At 68.2% G+C, this 15,044-nt stretch carries 14 protein-coding genes and 1 pseudogene; 11 read left to right on the top strand and 4 right to left on the bottom strand.

The genetic code is table 11. The features are described 5' to 3' along the window. The 10 genes and pseudogenes from NA4_RS41725 to NA4_RS33485 all read left to right on the top strand — a co-directional run. Positions 1-1,409, top strand: a pseudogene (locus NA4_RS41725) (sensor histidine kinase); the annotation flags it as partial. Next, complete coding sequence (locus tag NA4_RS33440) at positions 1,406-1,819, top strand: roadblock/LC7 domain-containing protein (RefSeq protein WP_011207200.1); 414 nt, start codon at positions 1,406-1,408, stop codon at positions 1,817-1,819. The pseudogene NA4_RS41725 and the gene NA4_RS33440, both read left to right, overlap by 4 nt. A 7-nt stretch (positions 1,820-1,826) precedes the next feature. Further along, entirely contained in the window at positions 1,827-2,201 is a 375-nt protein-coding gene (locus tag NA4_RS33445) for a DUF742 domain-containing protein (RefSeq protein ID WP_014981573.1), read from the top strand. Continuing rightward, positions 2,182-2,784 carry a GTP-binding protein gene (locus tag NA4_RS33450; RefSeq protein ID WP_174553031.1) on the top strand — a complete coding sequence of 201 codons (603 nt, stop codon included), beginning with the start codon at positions 2,182-2,184 and terminating at the stop codon, positions 2,782-2,784. Before NA4_RS33445 ends, NA4_RS33450 begins: the two co-directional genes overlap by 20 nt. A gap of 51 nt (positions 2,785-2,835) precedes the next feature. Further along, positions 2,836-4,407, top strand: coding sequence for an acetyl-coenzyme A carboxylase carboxyl transferase subunits beta/alpha (locus tag NA4_RS33455; protein WP_067479310.1), 1,572 nt, complete (start codon positions 2,836-2,838; stop codon positions 4,405-4,407). A 63-nt stretch (positions 4,408-4,470) separates the two neighbouring features. Then, on the top strand, positions 4,471-5,328 hold the full coding sequence (locus tag NA4_RS33460; RefSeq protein WP_067479331.1) for an aldo/keto reductase: 858 nt from the start codon (positions 4,471-4,473) through the stop codon (positions 5,326-5,328). 342 nt (positions 5,329-5,670) lie between these two features. Next, the gene (locus NA4_RS33470; RefSeq protein WP_067479314.1) at positions 5,671-6,399 is read left to right on the top strand and encodes an enoyl-CoA hydratase; all 729 of its coding nucleotides are present in this window, start codon (positions 5,671-5,673) and stop codon (positions 6,397-6,399) included. Beyond that, on the top strand, positions 6,399-7,541 hold the full coding sequence (locus NA4_RS33475; RefSeq protein WP_067479316.1) for an MBL fold metallo-hydrolase: 1,143 nt from the start codon (positions 6,399-6,401) through the stop codon (positions 7,539-7,541). Before NA4_RS33470 ends, NA4_RS33475 begins: the two co-directional genes overlap by 1 nt. A gap of 39 nt (positions 7,542-7,580) precedes the next feature. After that, entirely contained in the window at positions 7,581-7,787 is a 207-nt protein-coding gene (locus NA4_RS33480) for an antitoxin (RefSeq protein ID WP_067479318.1), read from the top strand. A 48-nt stretch (positions 7,788-7,835) separates the two neighbouring features. Continuing rightward, positions 7,836-10,145: an ATP-dependent DNA ligase gene (locus NA4_RS33485; protein WP_067479320.1), complete on the top strand. Its 2,310-nt coding sequence runs from the start codon at positions 7,836-7,838 to the stop codon at positions 10,143-10,145. Positions 10,146-10,203: 58 nt separating this feature from the next. Here NA4_RS33485 and NA4_RS33490 read toward each other — a convergent pair whose 3' ends face one another. Beyond that, a complete protein-coding gene (locus NA4_RS33490; protein WP_067479322.1) occupies positions 10,204-10,848 on the bottom strand; it encodes a cysteine hydrolase family protein in 645 nt (214 codons plus the stop codon). Positions 10,849-11,095: 247 nt separating this feature from the next. Between NA4_RS33490 and NA4_RS33495 the strand changes: the two genes are divergently transcribed. After that, complete coding sequence (locus NA4_RS33495) at positions 11,096-12,364, top strand: lipase family protein (RefSeq protein ID WP_084497695.1); 1,269 nt, start codon at positions 11,096-11,098, stop codon at positions 12,362-12,364. 129 nt (positions 12,365-12,493) lie between these two features. Here the strand turns inward: NA4_RS33495 and NA4_RS33500 are convergent, their stop codons facing one another. The 3 genes from NA4_RS33500 to NA4_RS33510 form a co-directional block, all read right to left on the bottom strand. Then, the gene (locus NA4_RS33500; protein ID WP_067479324.1) at positions 12,494-13,144 is read right to left on the bottom strand and encodes a DUF8020 domain-containing protein; all 651 of its coding nucleotides are present in this window, start codon (positions 13,142-13,144) and stop codon (positions 12,494-12,496) included. Positions 13,145-13,529: 385 nt separating this feature from the next. After that, on the bottom strand, positions 13,530-14,267 hold the full coding sequence (locus NA4_RS33505; protein WP_067479327.1) for an energy-coupling factor transporter transmembrane component T family protein: 738 nt from the start codon (positions 14,265-14,267) through the stop codon (positions 13,530-13,532). Beyond that, positions 14,264-15,044, bottom strand: a 781-nt coding sequence (locus tag NA4_RS33510; protein WP_157129452.1) for an ABC transporter ATP-binding protein, incomplete at its 5' end; no start/stop codon positions are given. The genes NA4_RS33505 and NA4_RS33510, both read right to left, overlap by 4 nt.

The following is a 15,044-nucleotide window of genomic DNA, read 5'->3' on the forward strand; positions in this document are numbered from 1 at the left end:
CGGCCAACCTGCCCAAGCGCAATCTCGGCCCCGGCGGTCCGCCGCCGCGTCAGCCGGGTGTTCCGGTGGAGCCGACCGGTTCGGGTCTGCCGCAGCGTGAGCCGACCTCGGGTGAACTGCCGCAGCGGCAGCCGGGCGCCGCTGGCGTGCCGCAGCCGAGCGTCGGTCTGCCGCAGCGGCAGCCGGGATCGAACGGCGCTCCGTCACGCGACGCGTCCCCGAGCGGTCTGCCGCAGCGTGAGTCGGCGTCCGGTGGTTTGCCGCAGCGTGAGTCGGCGTCCGGTGGTTTGCCGCAGCGTGAGTCGGCGTCCGGTGGTCTGCCGCAGCGCGAATCGGCGTCCGGTGGTCTGCCGCAGCGCGAATCGGCGCTCGGCGGGCTGCCCCAGCGTGAGCAAGGCACCACGAGTCTGCCGCCGCGCGAGCCGGGCTCCACTGGCTTGCCGCAGCGTCAGCCGGGGTCGAACGGTGCGCCGCAGCGCGACTCGGCACTGGGTGGTTTGCCGCAGCGTGAGCCGGGCTCCACCGGCCTACCGCCCCGGCAGCCCGCGCCGAACCTACCGCAGCGCGATGCGGCGCCCGGCGGTTTGCCGCAGCGCGATGCCGCGGCCCACAGCCTCCCGCAACGCGAATCCGGCAACGGTTTGCCGCAGCGCGAACCGAGCTCCGGTGCGCTGCCCTCGGTCAACGGCCTGCCGCAACGGGACTCGGCCGCGGGCGGACTGCCGCAGCGCGAATCGGCGCTGGGCGGTTTGCCGCAGCGTGAGTCGCCGCTGGGTGGTCTGCCGCAGCGCCCGTCGGCGCCGGCCGGCCCGGCGCAGCGGGAGAGCGGGTTGACCGGCCTGCCGCAGCGGCAGCCAGGCGCCCAGACACCGCAGCGTCAGCCCGTGCCACCGGGAGTCGCGCTGCCGCAGCGGGATCGGAGTGGCCAGCACTCCGTGAGCGATGAGCAGCCGGCCACCGCGCCCGGGCGTGATCCCGGCAGGCACAGCTACCGGTCCAACCCGGCGAAGACGGCCTCGTTCTTCCAGACCAGGCTGCAGCCCGCGGTCGAGTCGGAGCCGTCGATGGGATCGACGCCGATCTTCGCCGAAATGATGTCGGCGTGGCTCTCGGACCCCAACGCGGATCGGTCGCAGGTGGCCGCTTCCTTCGAGTCTCCGGGAGACGAAGGATGGCAGGCAGCTCGCCGTGCGAGCGAGGCGCAATCCGAAAAGAGGACGGCTGCGGGGTTGCCGCAACGCAATCCGGGCGGAAGGCTTGTCCCGGGTGGCGTCACCGGTGCGGCCGATCGGGCAGCGCGTCGCGATCCAGAAACGATCAGGTCCAGCTTGAGTCGTCACCAGCAGGGCGTCCGGGATGGCCGCGCAATGAGAGCAATGAACCTAACCGGAGATAAAGGAGACCGATGAACCCCGATCTAGGTGGTACGAACCGTCAGCTGGATTGGCTGGTTTCGAACTTTGCCAACGAGGTTCCTGGCGTAGCCCATGCCGTCCTGGTCTCGGCTGACGGCCTACTCATGGCCGCGAGTGCCCAGCTGCCGGTCGACCGCGCCGAACAGCTCTCGGCCGTGACGGCCGGTCTGGCCAGCCTGTCAGTCGGCGTCTCGAATCTATTCGAGGGTGGCACCGTGCTGCAGTCCGTCGTCGAGATGGAGCACGGCTACCTGCTACTCATGGCTGTCGGCGACGGTTCCTATCTCGCGGTGCTGACCAACACCTCGTGTGACATTGGTCAGGTCGGCTACGAGATGGCTCTGTTGGTCGAGCGGGTTGGCCAGACTGTTCAGGCCACGCCACGCGTCACGATGGGTTCCTGATGGTGGGATGGACATAGAAGATCACCGCGTGGGAAGCGCCGAGCCGAGCCTCGTACGCCCGTACTCGCTGACCGCGGGCCGGACCAGGCCTGCGGTCGAGTTGGCGTTGGAAGCCCTCGTCGCATCGCATCCGGTCGCCCTCGAGCGGCAGTTCGAACTGACCAACATCGAGACGTCAATCGTGGAGTTGTGCAGAGAATCGCCGTCCGTTGCCGAGGTAGCAGCCAGACTGGGTATCCCCATTGGGGTAGCCCGCGTGCTCGTAGCCGACCTGATCGAGGCCGGACACGTGCGCGTTTCGGCGACATTGAAAGACGATTCCAGCGACGATGAACGTCGCGAGCTGATCGAAAGGGTTCTCAGTGGACTCCGGCGTATTTGATTCGACGGCACAGGTCGACACCCGCACTGCCAAGCCGACATCGGCGAAGATCGTGGTCGCGGGTGGTTTCGGCGTCGGGAAGACCACGTTGGTCGGTGCCGTCTCGGAGATCGTTCCGCTGCGCACCGAGGCATTGGTGACCAATGCCAGTGCCGGGATCGACAACCTGACCGGCATTCCGATGAAGTCCACCACCACCGTGGCGATGGACTTCGGCCGGATCAGCCTTGCCGACGATCTGGTGCTGTACCTGTTCGGTACGCCTGGCCAGTATCGATTCTGGTTCATGTGGGACGACCTGATCCGCGGCGCCATCGGCGCCGTGGTGCTGGTAGACACCCGCAGGCTGGAGGACAGCTTCGCGGCCGTCGACTACTTCGAAGCGCGCAACCTACCCTTCCTGGTGGCGCTCAACGAGTTCGACGACGCGCCGCAATACCCGATCGAGGACATTCGGCAGGCGCTCGCCGTGCCCGCCGATGTGCCGATCATGTCCATCGACGCCCGGCGCCGGGAACCCGCCAAACAGGCGCTGGTCGCGCTCACCGAGTACGCCCTGCGCAAGGTGATGCAGGGCTACTGAGTGCTCGCGCGGCACGCCGACGCGCCGGGTAGGGCCGGATAGGCTCGCCCGGTGCGTACGTCGGCGCGGGAGTTTCTGGGGCAACTGCTCGATACGGACTCGTTCGTCAGCTGGGACCGGCCGCCGGTGTCGGTGGCCGCGACCCCGCGGTATCGCCATGCCTTGCGGACGGCGGCGGTGGCGGCGGGTACCGATGAATCCGTGCTCACCGGGGAGGGTTTGCTGCGCGGTCGTCGTGTGGCGGTGATCGCCTGCGAGTTCGGATTTCTGGCTGGTTCGATCGGTGTCGCCGCGGCGGAACGTATCGTCGCGGCGGTCGAGCGCGCCACCGAACTCGGGCTGCCGCTGCTCGCTTCACCGACCTCCGGCGGTACCCGGATGCAAGAGGGCACCGTCGCGTTCGTACAGATGGTCAAGATCGCCGGCGCGGTCGCGGCCCACAAATCCGCTGGTCACCCATACTTGGTCTACCTCCGCGATCCCACGATGGGCGGGGTCTTCGCCTCGTGGGGTTCGCTGGGGCACATGACGTTCGCCGAGCCAGGTGCCCTGATCGGGTTTCTGGGCCCGCGGGTCTACCAGGCCCTGTACGGCAAACCGTTTCCGGAAGGCGTGCAGACCGCGGAGAACCTGTACCGCCGCGGCGTCATCGACGGTGTGCTGCCGATACCCATTTTCCGTCGTATCGCCCATCGGGCGCTGAGCGTGTTCAGTGGCGTCCAGCTGCCCGATGCCACTGCGGTGCGAGAAGCTGCCGTGCATCCTCCAATGTTGCCGCCATCGGTCGCGTCGGCCCGTGATTCTGCTGGCACACAACAGCTTCCGCCCGAGAACCGTTCCGGTGGCAATGCGGTGTGGCAGTCGGTCTCGATCTCACGCCGACCGCAGCGGCCGGGCATTCGCGACCTCTTACGTCAAGTGACACAACGGGTTCCGTTGAGCGGCACAGGCCAGGGTGAATCGGATCGGACCGCGGTACTCGCGCTGGGACGTTTCCGTGGGCAGCCGTGCGTGGTGTTCGGGCACGACCGGCGCGGCCAGCAAGGCGAGAACACCATGGGTCCGGCAGCCCTGCGGGAAGCGCGGCGCAGCATGGCGCTTGCTCAGGAGTTGCGGCTGCCGCTGGTACTGGTCATCGACACCGTGGGTGCTGCGCTCTCGAAGGAAGCCGAGGAGCGGGGTCTGGCACCCGAAATCGCCCGCTGCATCGCGGATCTGGTGACCCTGGACACCCCGACCGTCTCGGTGCTGCTCGGTCAGGGCACCGGCGGTGGCGCGCTGGCGCTGCTGCCCGCCGATCGGGTTCTCGCCGCGACGCACGCCTGGTTGGCTCCGCTGCCGCCGGAAGGGGCGAGCGCCATCGTGTTCCGCGACACCGACCATGCTCCGGAACTCGCTGCGGCCCAACGGATCAGCGCCGCTCATCTGCTCACCGACGGTGTGGTCGACCGCATCGTGCCTGAGCTTCCCGACGCGGCGGACGAGCCGGTGGACTTCGCCCGCCGAATGGTCGCCGCGATCGCGAACGAGCTCGCGAACCTTCGTGCCCGGCCGGAATCGGAGGTGCTCGCGGCACGACAGGTGCGCTACCGGAGACTCGGACTGCCCGGCGACGCGAGTTAATTGCCGGCCAACACACCCGAGCGCGTGATTGACGGTTCGCCGCCGCACTTCTACCGTCGGAATGTGACCTTCAGAAGCGAGACCAGCACCGTTCCCCCGATCGTGCTGAACGACGGGAACGTGATCCCGCAGCTCGGCTTCGGCGTATTCCAGGTGCCCGCCGACGATGCTTTCCCGGCGGTCACCACCGCGCTCGAGGCGGGCTATCGCAGTATCGACACCGCGGCGATCTACGGGAACGAAGAGGGCACCGGCCGGGCGATCCGGGAGTCCGGACTGCCCCGGGACGAGATCTACGTGACGACCAAGCTGTGGAACTCCGAGCAGGGCTACGACGCCACGGTGCGCGCCTTCGACGCCAGCCTGGCCCGGCTCGGCTTGGACTATCTCGACCTTTACCTCATCCACTGGCCGGTGGCCGCCGCAGGCCGGTTCGTCGATACTTTCCGCGCCTTCCAGGCGCTGAAGTCGCAGGGTCGGGTCAGGTCGATCGGCGTCTCGAACTTCACGGTCGCGAACCTGCAGCGGCTCATCGCCGAAACCGGCGAGATCCCGGTGGTGAACCAGGTCGAGCTGCACCCCAGGCTGGCGCAGCGGGAGCTGCGTGAGTTCCACGCCGCGAACGCGATCGCGACCGAGGCGTGGAGCCCGCTCGGGCAGGGCACGGTGCTCGGCGACCACACCATCACCGCGGTGGCCGCCGAAGTCGGTCGCACTCCGGCACAGGTGATCATCCGCTGGCACCTGCAGCTGGGCAATATCGTCATCCCCAAGTCGGTCACGCCGGCACGGATCGCGGAGAACTTCGACGTCTTCGGCTTCGAGCTCACCCCGGCTCAGATGAACGCGATCACCGCACTGGACAGTGGTTCGCGCATCGGCCCGGACCCGGACCAGTTCACCTTTGGTCTGATCGACTGATTCCAGGATCGGCCGTCAGCGCAGCCCGACCTGCTCGGTGAGCCGACGGCCGCGGCGCGTCCCGCGCGATCAGCGCCGACGGCCGGCAACCGATCAGGTGGATGCCGGCGGGCGAGTGTGCCGTCGGCCTGTACCACGCGCGGGCGGCCGTCGAGCGTGGGGCAGTGACCGAAATCACAGATCCCGGCGCTGCCCGCCCAGGTGCCCATGTCGAGGACATGGTGATCACGCGCCGCTGCCTGCTGACCGGGCAAGAGAGGTGGGGAGCCTGGGGCCAGGAGAGGCAGGGGAGCCTGTGGCAGAGTAAAGAGATCAGACGGACCGTTCAGCCGGGGAGGTCGCATGCTCGGGGTCAGCCGAGATGGTGACGTGGTCACCATCGAACTGCAGCGGGAGGAGCGCCGCAACGCGCTCAATCACGAACTCGTGACACTGCTGCGCGAAGCCGTCCTCGCCGCCGTCGCCGACCAGGCGCGGGTCATCGTGCTGACCGGGCGTGGTTCGGTCTTCTGTGCAGGCGCTGATCTGTCCGGGGTGTACACCGGCGATTTCCTGTCCGCTCTGCTGGAGACGTTGCACACCATCGAATCGGCGCCGATCCCGGTGATCTCGGCGATCAACGGCGCCGCGATCGGTGCGGGCGTGCAGCTGGCGCTGGCCTCGGATCTGCGGGTGATGTCGCCGGAGGCGTATCTCGCGATCCCAGCCGCGAAACTGGGCATCTCGGTGGACCGGTGGACCGTGCGCAGGCTGGCCGCGCTGATCGGCGGCGGTCCGGCCAGGACCGTGCTGCTCGGGGCGGAGTCGATCTCGGCCGAGGACGCCCACACCTTCGGGTTCGCCAACCGGGTCGGCGGTCTCGCCGACGCGCAGGCCTGGGCGAAGCACATCGCGGCCTTGGCGCCGCTGTCGCTGCGCCACATGAAGCTGGTGCTCAACGACGACGGGACGCGTGATCCGGAAACCGCTCAGCAGCGCGCGGCGCTGGAGGCGGCATGGACCAGCGAGGATGCCAAGGAGGGACGGTTGGCCAGGCAGGAGAAGCGCGCCGCGAGGTTTGTGGGGCGATGATGGGCATTCGACGTATCGCGGGCGCCGCGGCGGGTGCGCTCGGTATCACGTGGGTGGTCCGTGCGGTGTGGGATATCCCGTCGGCGATGGGCGCTTCGATCTCGGCGATCCAGCCCTATGCGTCGGGCGCGACGACCTACCGAAATCGCCAGTTCCACAACACCGAACCCAGTAGCCAGGTGGTCTCGGGTTCGGCCCCATCGCTGTTGGTTTCGGCGCTGACCCAGCGCAACGTGGGCAGGCCGCACGGAACCATTCCGCTGCACACGCCACGGCCGCCGAGCGAGGCGGCCGCTCTCGCGGTCACCTGGTACGGCCACGCCACCACGCTCATCGAGATCGATGGGTACCGAATTCTCACCGATCCGGTCTGGAGCGAACGGGTTTCGCCCTCGCCGCTGGTCGGGCCCGCTCGCATGCATCCGGTGCCGCAGCCGCTGTCCGAGCTCCCCCCGGTCGACGCGGTGATCATCTCGCATGATCACTACGACCATCTGGACAAGGAGACCGTCCGGGAACTGGTGGCACGGCAGAGCGCACCGTTTCTGGTGCCGATCGGCATCGGCGCGCATCTGCGGCACTGGGGTGTCCCGGAGCATCGGATCGTCGAATTGGATTGGGGCGCTTCGGTATCGCTCGCGGCACTGGGCCGGGATCGGGACGGCGCGGATCTTACCCTCACCTGCACCGAGGCGCGGCACTTCTCCGGACGCGGCCTGCTCCGCAACACCACGCTGTGGGCTTCATGGTCGATCGCCGGTCCCACACGGCGGGTCTACTTCGGCGGCGACACCGGATACACGAAGGCGTTCGCCGACGCGGGCGCCGCACTCGGTCCGTTCGACCTGACGTTGCTGCCCATCGGAGCCTACGACGCGCGCTGGCCGGACGTGCACATGAACCCCGAAGAGGCGGTCCGGGCGCATGCCGATCTGTGCGCAGGCGATCCCGGCCACGGCCTGCTCGTGCCCATCCACTGGGCTACGTTCAACCTGGCTTTCCACGGCTGGTCCGAGCCGGTCCGGCGGATGGTGGCGGCGGCCAGGTCAGCGGGTACCTCGGTCGCGGTACCGATGCCAGGTCAACGCGTGGACCCGATGAGCGCATCACCCGGGGATTCCTGGTGGGAGAATGTTGGTTGAACGACTCCGGCTAGTAGGCGACAGGAAGGATGGACGGCGATGAGTTTCGCGGACACGCTCAAAGGCCTGGTCGGCAAGGGGAAGGACGCGGCGGCCAAGAACGCCGACAAGATCAACCAGGGGATCGACAAGGCCGGCGACTTCATCGACCAGAGGACGCACGGCAAGTACACGGACAAGATCGCCAAAGGCAAGGAGGCCGCCAAGAAGGTCGTCCCGCCGGATCAGTCCGGGCCGCACGCCTGACCCCGCGGCGGAGACCGTCGCGGGGTCTCCGCCGCTAAAATTTCGAACATGGTGGCCCGCCGAGAGTTCGGTGGTATCGAGGTTGAGCTGAGCAACCTCGACAAGGTGCTGTACCCGGCCACCGGCACCACCAAAGGCGAGGTCATCGCCTACTATTCGGCGATCTCACCCGCCATGCTGCCGCATATCGCGGGCAGAGCGGTCACCCGGAAGCGCTGGCCCAACGGGGTGGATGAGCCGTCCTTCTTCGAGAAGAATCTCGCGTCGCACGCGCCGTCCTGGATCGAGCGTCGCACGATGCGTCATTCCGACCGCAAGGTCGTCTACCCGCTGATCGATTCCGAGGCCGGATTGGCCTGGGTCGGTCAGCAGGCGGCGCTGGAAGTCCATGTGCCGCAATGGCGTTTCGACGACGATCAGATGGGTCCGGCGACCAGGTTGGTCTTCGACCTGGACCCGGGCGAAGGGGCCGGGCTCGCCGAATGCGCCGAGGTGGCGCTCATGGTGCGCGACATGGTCGAGGGGATCGGGTTGCATGCGTACCCGGTCACCAGTGGTAGCAAGGGCATTCACATCTACGTTCCGTTGGATCGGGAACTGAGTCCGCATGGAGCGTCCACCGTGGCCAAGCAGGTGGCCACGAATATGCAACGGCTGCATCCGGATCTGGTCACCGCGACGATGGCTAAATCGGCTCGAGGCGGGAAGGTCTTCCTGGATTGGAGCCAGAACAACCCGGCCAAGACCACCATCGCGCCCTACTCGATGCGCGGGCGTCAGCAGCCGAACGCCGCCGCACCGCGTACCTGGAAGGAGATCGCAAACCGGAAGAAGCTGCGGCACTTGCGCTTCGATGAGGTGCTGGCCAGGTACCGGGCGGATGGCGATCTGCTAGCGGAGCTGGACCCGCCGCTCGCGCAGGGCGGCTCGGAGCCAACGGGTTCGGACGCGCTGACGAAATACCGGTCGATGCGGGACCCGTCCCGGACGCCCGAGCCGGTCCCGGCCGAGCCCCCGGAGCCGGGCGCGAACAACCGTTATGTGGTGCAGGAGCACCATGCGCGCCGGCTGCACTGGGACGTGCGGCTGGAGCGCGACGGAGTGCTGGTGTCCTGGGCGGTGCCGAAGGGGCCGCCTACCTCGCCGGATCAGAACCGGCTCGCGGTGCACACCGAGGATCATCCGCTCGAGTACCTCGATTTCCACGGCGCCATCCCGAAGGGCGAGTACGGCGCCGGAGAGATGACGATCTGGGATTCCGGTACCTACGACACCGAGAAATGGCGCGACGACGAGGTCATCGTCCAGTTCAACGGCAAGCGGCTCACGGGACGGTACGCGCTGATCCAGACCAACGGCAATCAGTGGCTGATGCACCTGATGCGCGCGCGGAACGACGTCGAGGCGCAGGACGAGCCCGATACCGGCCGGATCATCCGCCCGTCGAGCCCGCCTGGGCCGATTCCGCGCGGACTGTCGCCGATGCTCGCGACGCCAGGGGATGTCGCCGAGCTCGACGCCGACGAATGGTGCTTCGAGACGAAGTGGGACGGGTTCCGGCTGATCGCCGAGATCGATTCCGGTGCGATCACCTTGCGCAGCCGGGCGGGGAACGTGGTGACCGATCGCTATCCCGGGATCACCGTGCTGGCACGGGAACTCGCCGGGCACAGCGCGGTGCTGGACGGTGAGGCGGTGGTCTTCGACGATCACGGCATCGCCAATCTCGGTCTGCTGCAGGCCGGTGCGGCGCGAGCGGTGTTCGTCGCCTTCGACGTGCTGTATCTGGACGGCACGTCCCTGGTACGCAAACGATATTCCGATCGCCGCCGGGTGCTGGAGGCGCTGGCCGCGAACGCACCCTCGATGGTGGTGCCGCCGCGACTGGACGGGCCGGGCGCGGAGGCGGTGCGCTACAGCCAGGAGCACGGCCTGGAGGGCGTGGTCGCCAAACGCAAGGATTCGGTGTATCTGCCGGGCAAGCGCGGGCATTCGTGGGTGAAGCAGCGCAATTGGCGTACCCAGCAGGTGCTGATCGGGGGCTGGCGGCGCAGCGGGGCACGGAATTTCAAGTCTCTGCTGGTCGGCATTCCGCATGACGGCCGGTTGTACTACGTGGGGCGGGTCGGCACCGGTTTCAGCGAGCCTGGCATGCGTGATCTGGCCGCCCGGCTGCGCAAACTGGAACGCAGAACCTCCCCGTTCCACAATGATCTCACCGCCGAGGAGCGCAAAGAGGCGGTGTGGGTGACGCCGAAACTCGGCGGCCGGGTGCGGTTCATGAATTGGACCGAGGCGGGACGGTTGTGGCACCCGGCCTGGCTCGGCGACGCGCCGGGCACGCGTGGCGCTGGGTAGGGGGTGAGTCCCACACCGACCCATGGCCGCGCGACCGGGCCGCGTCCCGGCGTCTCGGTCAGTTGGTGCCCGCGAGCAGTGGGGTGATGGTCGCGCTATCGGTGATCACCGCGTGGCCTTGGAATTCGAACTCATCGTAGGCGCGCGCCATGGCCGCTTTGTCCCGGCCGCCGCAGGCATCGCTGATCACCACGGGGACGAAGCCGAGATCGGTGGAGTGCGCCACCGTGGGAGCGATGCCGATCTCCAGTGCGACGCCCGCGATCGCGTAGGCGCCGATGCGCAGGTCGCGCAGCATCGAGGCGAGCGGGGTGCCCTCGAACGCCGACATCGACGTCTTGTCGAATACCACCTCGTCCTTGCGCGGCCGCAGCTCGGGAACCAGCTCGAAGGCGGGCGTGTCGCGCTGCAGGATGAACCGCAGCTTGTCCACCGAATCCACCTGCTGCCAGTTCATCGCCATGCGCAGCGCGAAGGCGCCGCTCAGGCGCTCGGGCAGGAAGAAATGGCGCAGGAAGACCACCGGATAGCCACCGGAGCGCGCCGCGTCGACCACCCGCACCACCCGCTCGACGATCTCCTGGCCGTCCGGCAGCTGGCTGAGCACCCCGACCTGCATGTCGTAGACGAGTACCGCCATCCGGTCCGGGGCGCACACGTCGGCGAGTCCTTCGGGGATGTCCAGTCCGTTGCCATGCCGCATGCTCGGCTACTCCTGTTCGTCGCGCCCGCGCCGCGGGCGGGGCGGTAGATGAGGGCTATTCGGTTGTGCTAGGTGCCTTTTCGGATCACTGTAGCCAGTCCCGGCGGACAACCGCGGCGACGGGTATGACCTCCGATCGACCGTTGCCGGGCGGATCCTACGGCAGTAGCGTTGTGACCAGAGGCGGGAGTGAGTCGGCGCCGACGGCACCCGCGCACTTCGGCCTCGCTGTAGTGGGGAGGCCCTGATGAAGGATATTCACGCGGCGCCTGTCACCGAGCAGACGCGTAATCGGCCTGTGCGCGCGGCCGTTCTGCGCGCCATTCTATCCGCCCTGGTCGTTCTGGTCCTCGGTTCGGTCTGCGCTCCTGCGGCGTCCGCCCAGCTGCCGCCCCCGGACTACGACCCGTTCTACGCCGCCCCCGCCGACCTCGGTTCGTACTGGAACGGCGCTGTTCTCGACGCGCGTCCGATCGCGTTGTTCGGTCTGCCCCTGCCGATCTCGGCGTGGCAGGTGAAGTATCGGACCACCGACTCCAGTGACCGCCCCTCGGCCTATGTGGCGACCGTGATGGTGCCGATGCTGCCATGGTTCGGCCCTGGAGCGCGGCCATTGCTGTCGTATCAGGTCCCCGAGGACAGTCTCGGCACCCGGTGTGCGCCGTCCTACGCGCTGCGCGGAGGCTGGGATACCGGCGCGGTCAACACGCTGATCGATACGCCGTTCATGGCGGAGGCGCTGCGGCGCGGGTGGGCCCTGGTGGTCAGCGATTACGAGGGACCGCAGTCCCGGTTCCTGGACGGGGTCAACTCCGGACGCGGTGTGCTGGACGGCATCCGGGCCGCCCGCGACTTCCCGGCGGCCGGACTCGGACCCGAGACTCCTATCGGAGCCTGGGGATATTCCGGTGGGGCCTTCGCCACGCTGTGGGCCGCGCAGCTGCAGCCGGAGTACGCGCCGGACGTCAGGTTCGCCGGGATCACCTCGGGTGGCGTTCCGGCGGATTGGCCCGCCATCGCCCGCCGCGCGGACGGCACCGTGCAGGCCGGGCTGGCATTGCTCATCCTGTTCGCCGTCGCCCGCAACGATCCAGCCGCGGGCGTGCTGGAGTTGCTCAACGATCGGGGGCATGCGGCGCTGATCGAGAACAGTGCGGCCTGTGGTTCGGATCTCGTGCCCAAATACGTCGGGGCGCGTCTGGGCGACTTCACCACAGTTCCGGACGTGCTGTCGCACCCGGCCTTTCGGGCCGCGACCGACGCACAGGAACTCGGCGGCAGCGCGCCGACCATGCCGACGTACCTCTACCACAGCATCACCGACGACGTGATTCCCGTCGCGGGGTTCACCGACCTCATCGGTCGTTACTGCGCCCAGGGGGCGGACCTCACTTCGGTGCACTCGATGCTGCCCACCCACAACCCGGCGGCGATCGGCGAGGCGCCGGGTGCGATGAACTTTCTCGCGGACCGGTTCGCGGGGGTGCCGGTCGCTCCGGGGTGCCATTCGCGATAGGTGAGTTCGTCGCTGGTTGTGCTCCTCGCCGGATCGGCGCGCACACCCGGCATAACCGAAGCGCACCGAATCGCTGGTGATTCGGTGCGCTTCGTTCCTCGCATATGCGTCAGTTCCGCGGGACGCTGATCACCTCTGCGTCCGGCCGGTGTCCGCCCACTTGCTGGTCCCCGGCGCGGCATTGAGCGTGTTGAGCAGGTCGATTCCGGCGACGATCAGGGTCGGTCCACCGGCGATGATGGTGCCGATGATGGCGCCGACGCCCGCCCCGGCGATGACGCTCGCGATCACGGTGGGACCGCCGATGATTCCGGTGAGTCCGATCAGCGCGCCGACGATCGTGCCGATGAAACCGCCGACAGCGGTGGCGATGCCGAACTGCGAAAGGAACGAGTCCATCGCCTGCTGGTTCTCCTGCGGCGAGGCGACCGGCGTGGCGGCCGGGCGCGCCTGTGCCGCGTCCTTGACGACGGTCAGCTCGAGTACTCGGCCGGCGTCACGGACGGCATGCGGCATCGGGTACTCGAGCCCGTCCTGGCGGAAGGCGAGCGGCAGTGTGAGTGCGACATTCCCGGCCTCGTCCTTGATGGCGACGGCGCCGTCGCGCACGTCGAACGTGCCCGCGGTGAGCGTCGTGACGATCTGGTTTCCGACCAGTCGCGCCTCGTACCCGATATTCGGGACCGGCGCCGCGGCCGGTTCCGCATGCGCGGCGCCCGCACCGACCGTTAGCGCCGCGACGAGTGGTACGACCGCGGCGGTGACCTTCCGGAGAATCATTCCCTGGTTCCAATCTTCATCAGGTTTGCAGCAATGAGAACGCGGAACGCGCTGAAATTCCTTCCCCCACTGGCGCGTACATCCGTGATGTGATTCAGAAGACAGTTACTTCCGAGTGATAACTGTACTGCGATGGAGGGGTTTAGAGCACTAATTGAGAGGGTACGCTTTCGGCTTTTTCCGTGCCCAATCCAGTTATAGCATTTGGCTATTCGACGTTTGAGGTGCTCCCGCGGCGGAGGTCAGCACCACTCTGGCAGCACAGTGTCGCCTCGCGGGCCGCCTGCCATAGACCTGCTCGCGTGGGTTCGGCGAACCAGAAAACCCCGCCCTTCCCGTCGACCGGCCCGACGGGATGTCCGGCGTTTCCTGCGCCCGGCCCGGCTCAGGTCAGCAGGTGCAGGGCGACGGCTCCGAGGCAGGTCGCGACGACCACGGTCAGGGCGAAGGCGTCGCGACGGCCAGGAGAGCCCGGATGGGCGGTGAGTTCGCCGGTTCCGCCGCGCGCGGTGATCGCCTCGCCGAGTTCACCGGCGCGGCGGGTGGAGACCGCCATCGCCGCGGTGAGGACATCGATGAGGGGGTTGTCGGCGGCGCGATAGAGCAGGCTGTCCTTGGGGCGGAGGCGGCGGGCCGCGCGCAGGACCCGGATTTCCTCGATGAGCAGTGGGAGACCGCGCAGGGTCAGCGCCACGACGACGGCCCATTCGTCCACGGGGATCCGGAGTTTGCGCAACGGCGCGCCCAGTTTGGCCAGTGCGGGTGCGATCTCGCTCATCGGCGTGGTCCACGCGATGAGGAATGAGGCGGATAACAGGACCAAGCCGAACGCGACGATTTGCGCGTACCGCAGCACAGCAGTGCTGCCGACCGGCACGTTGATCAGGGCTCCGGCCGCGAGCAGCGCCCAGAACCACCACGGCAGCCGGGGCAGTGTGCCCAGCGGCAACCGGGCGAGGAGGCCGACGCAGACCAGGAAGACGATCATCACCCCGAGCACCGGCCAGGACGGCAGGAACATCGGCAACAGACTGATCAGGAAAACCGCGATCATCTTGGTACCCGCCCACAGCCGGTGCACCGGACTGTCGACCGGAACCTGGCGCAGCAGCACGGCACTCATCGGGAACCTCCGTGGTCCAGTCGCCACGCCGGGTCGCCGGGCGGGCGCAGCGCGGCGGGCCGGTAGTCGGCGGACCCGGCGGCGCTGCTCGGGATGGCTTCCCGCGTCGACTCGGCCGCGAGAATTCGTCCCGACCGCAGGTGCACCGTGCGGTCGCACACCGCCGCCATGTCGGCCACGTCGTGCGAGATGACGATCAGCGTCAGTCCGGAGTCGCGCAGCCGCGCAAGCAGTTCCACGATGTCGGCCCGGCCCTCCGGGTCGAGCCCGGCGAGCGGCTCGTCGAGCACGACCACTTGCGGATGACTGGCCACGATCGCCGCGAGCACCACGCGTTTGGCCTGGCCGCCACTGAGTTCCTCGATGGAGCGGGCGGCCAGCGAGCGGTCCAGCCCCACGGCGTCCAGCGCCCGCCCGACCGCGCCCGAGCCGGTCGCCCGCCCGCCCCAGTCCGCGATCTCGGCGCCGACGGTCTGTTTCTGCAACTGCAGTCGGGAGTGCTGGAATGCCAGCGCGACCCGGCCGATCTGCTTGCTGATCGGCTTCCCGTGCAAGGCACAACCACCGGAACTCGGTTCGATCAGCCCGGCCATGATCCAGGCCAGGGTGGATTTGCCCGATCCGTTGCCGCCGACCACCAGCAGCGCTTCGTCGCGCCGGATCGACAGGTCGACGCCGTGCAGGGCAGCCGCTTCCCACGGCGTCGCGCGGTTGTAGGTGTGCCGGACGTCGCGCAGCTCGAGGATCGGCTCGCCGATCGGCCTGCGCCGCGCGTCG

Source organism: Nocardia amamiensis NBRC 102102 (genome assembly GCF_001612745.1).
Taxonomy (GTDB): domain Bacteria; phylum Actinomycetota; class Actinomycetes; order Mycobacteriales; family Mycobacteriaceae; genus Nocardia; species Nocardia amamiensis.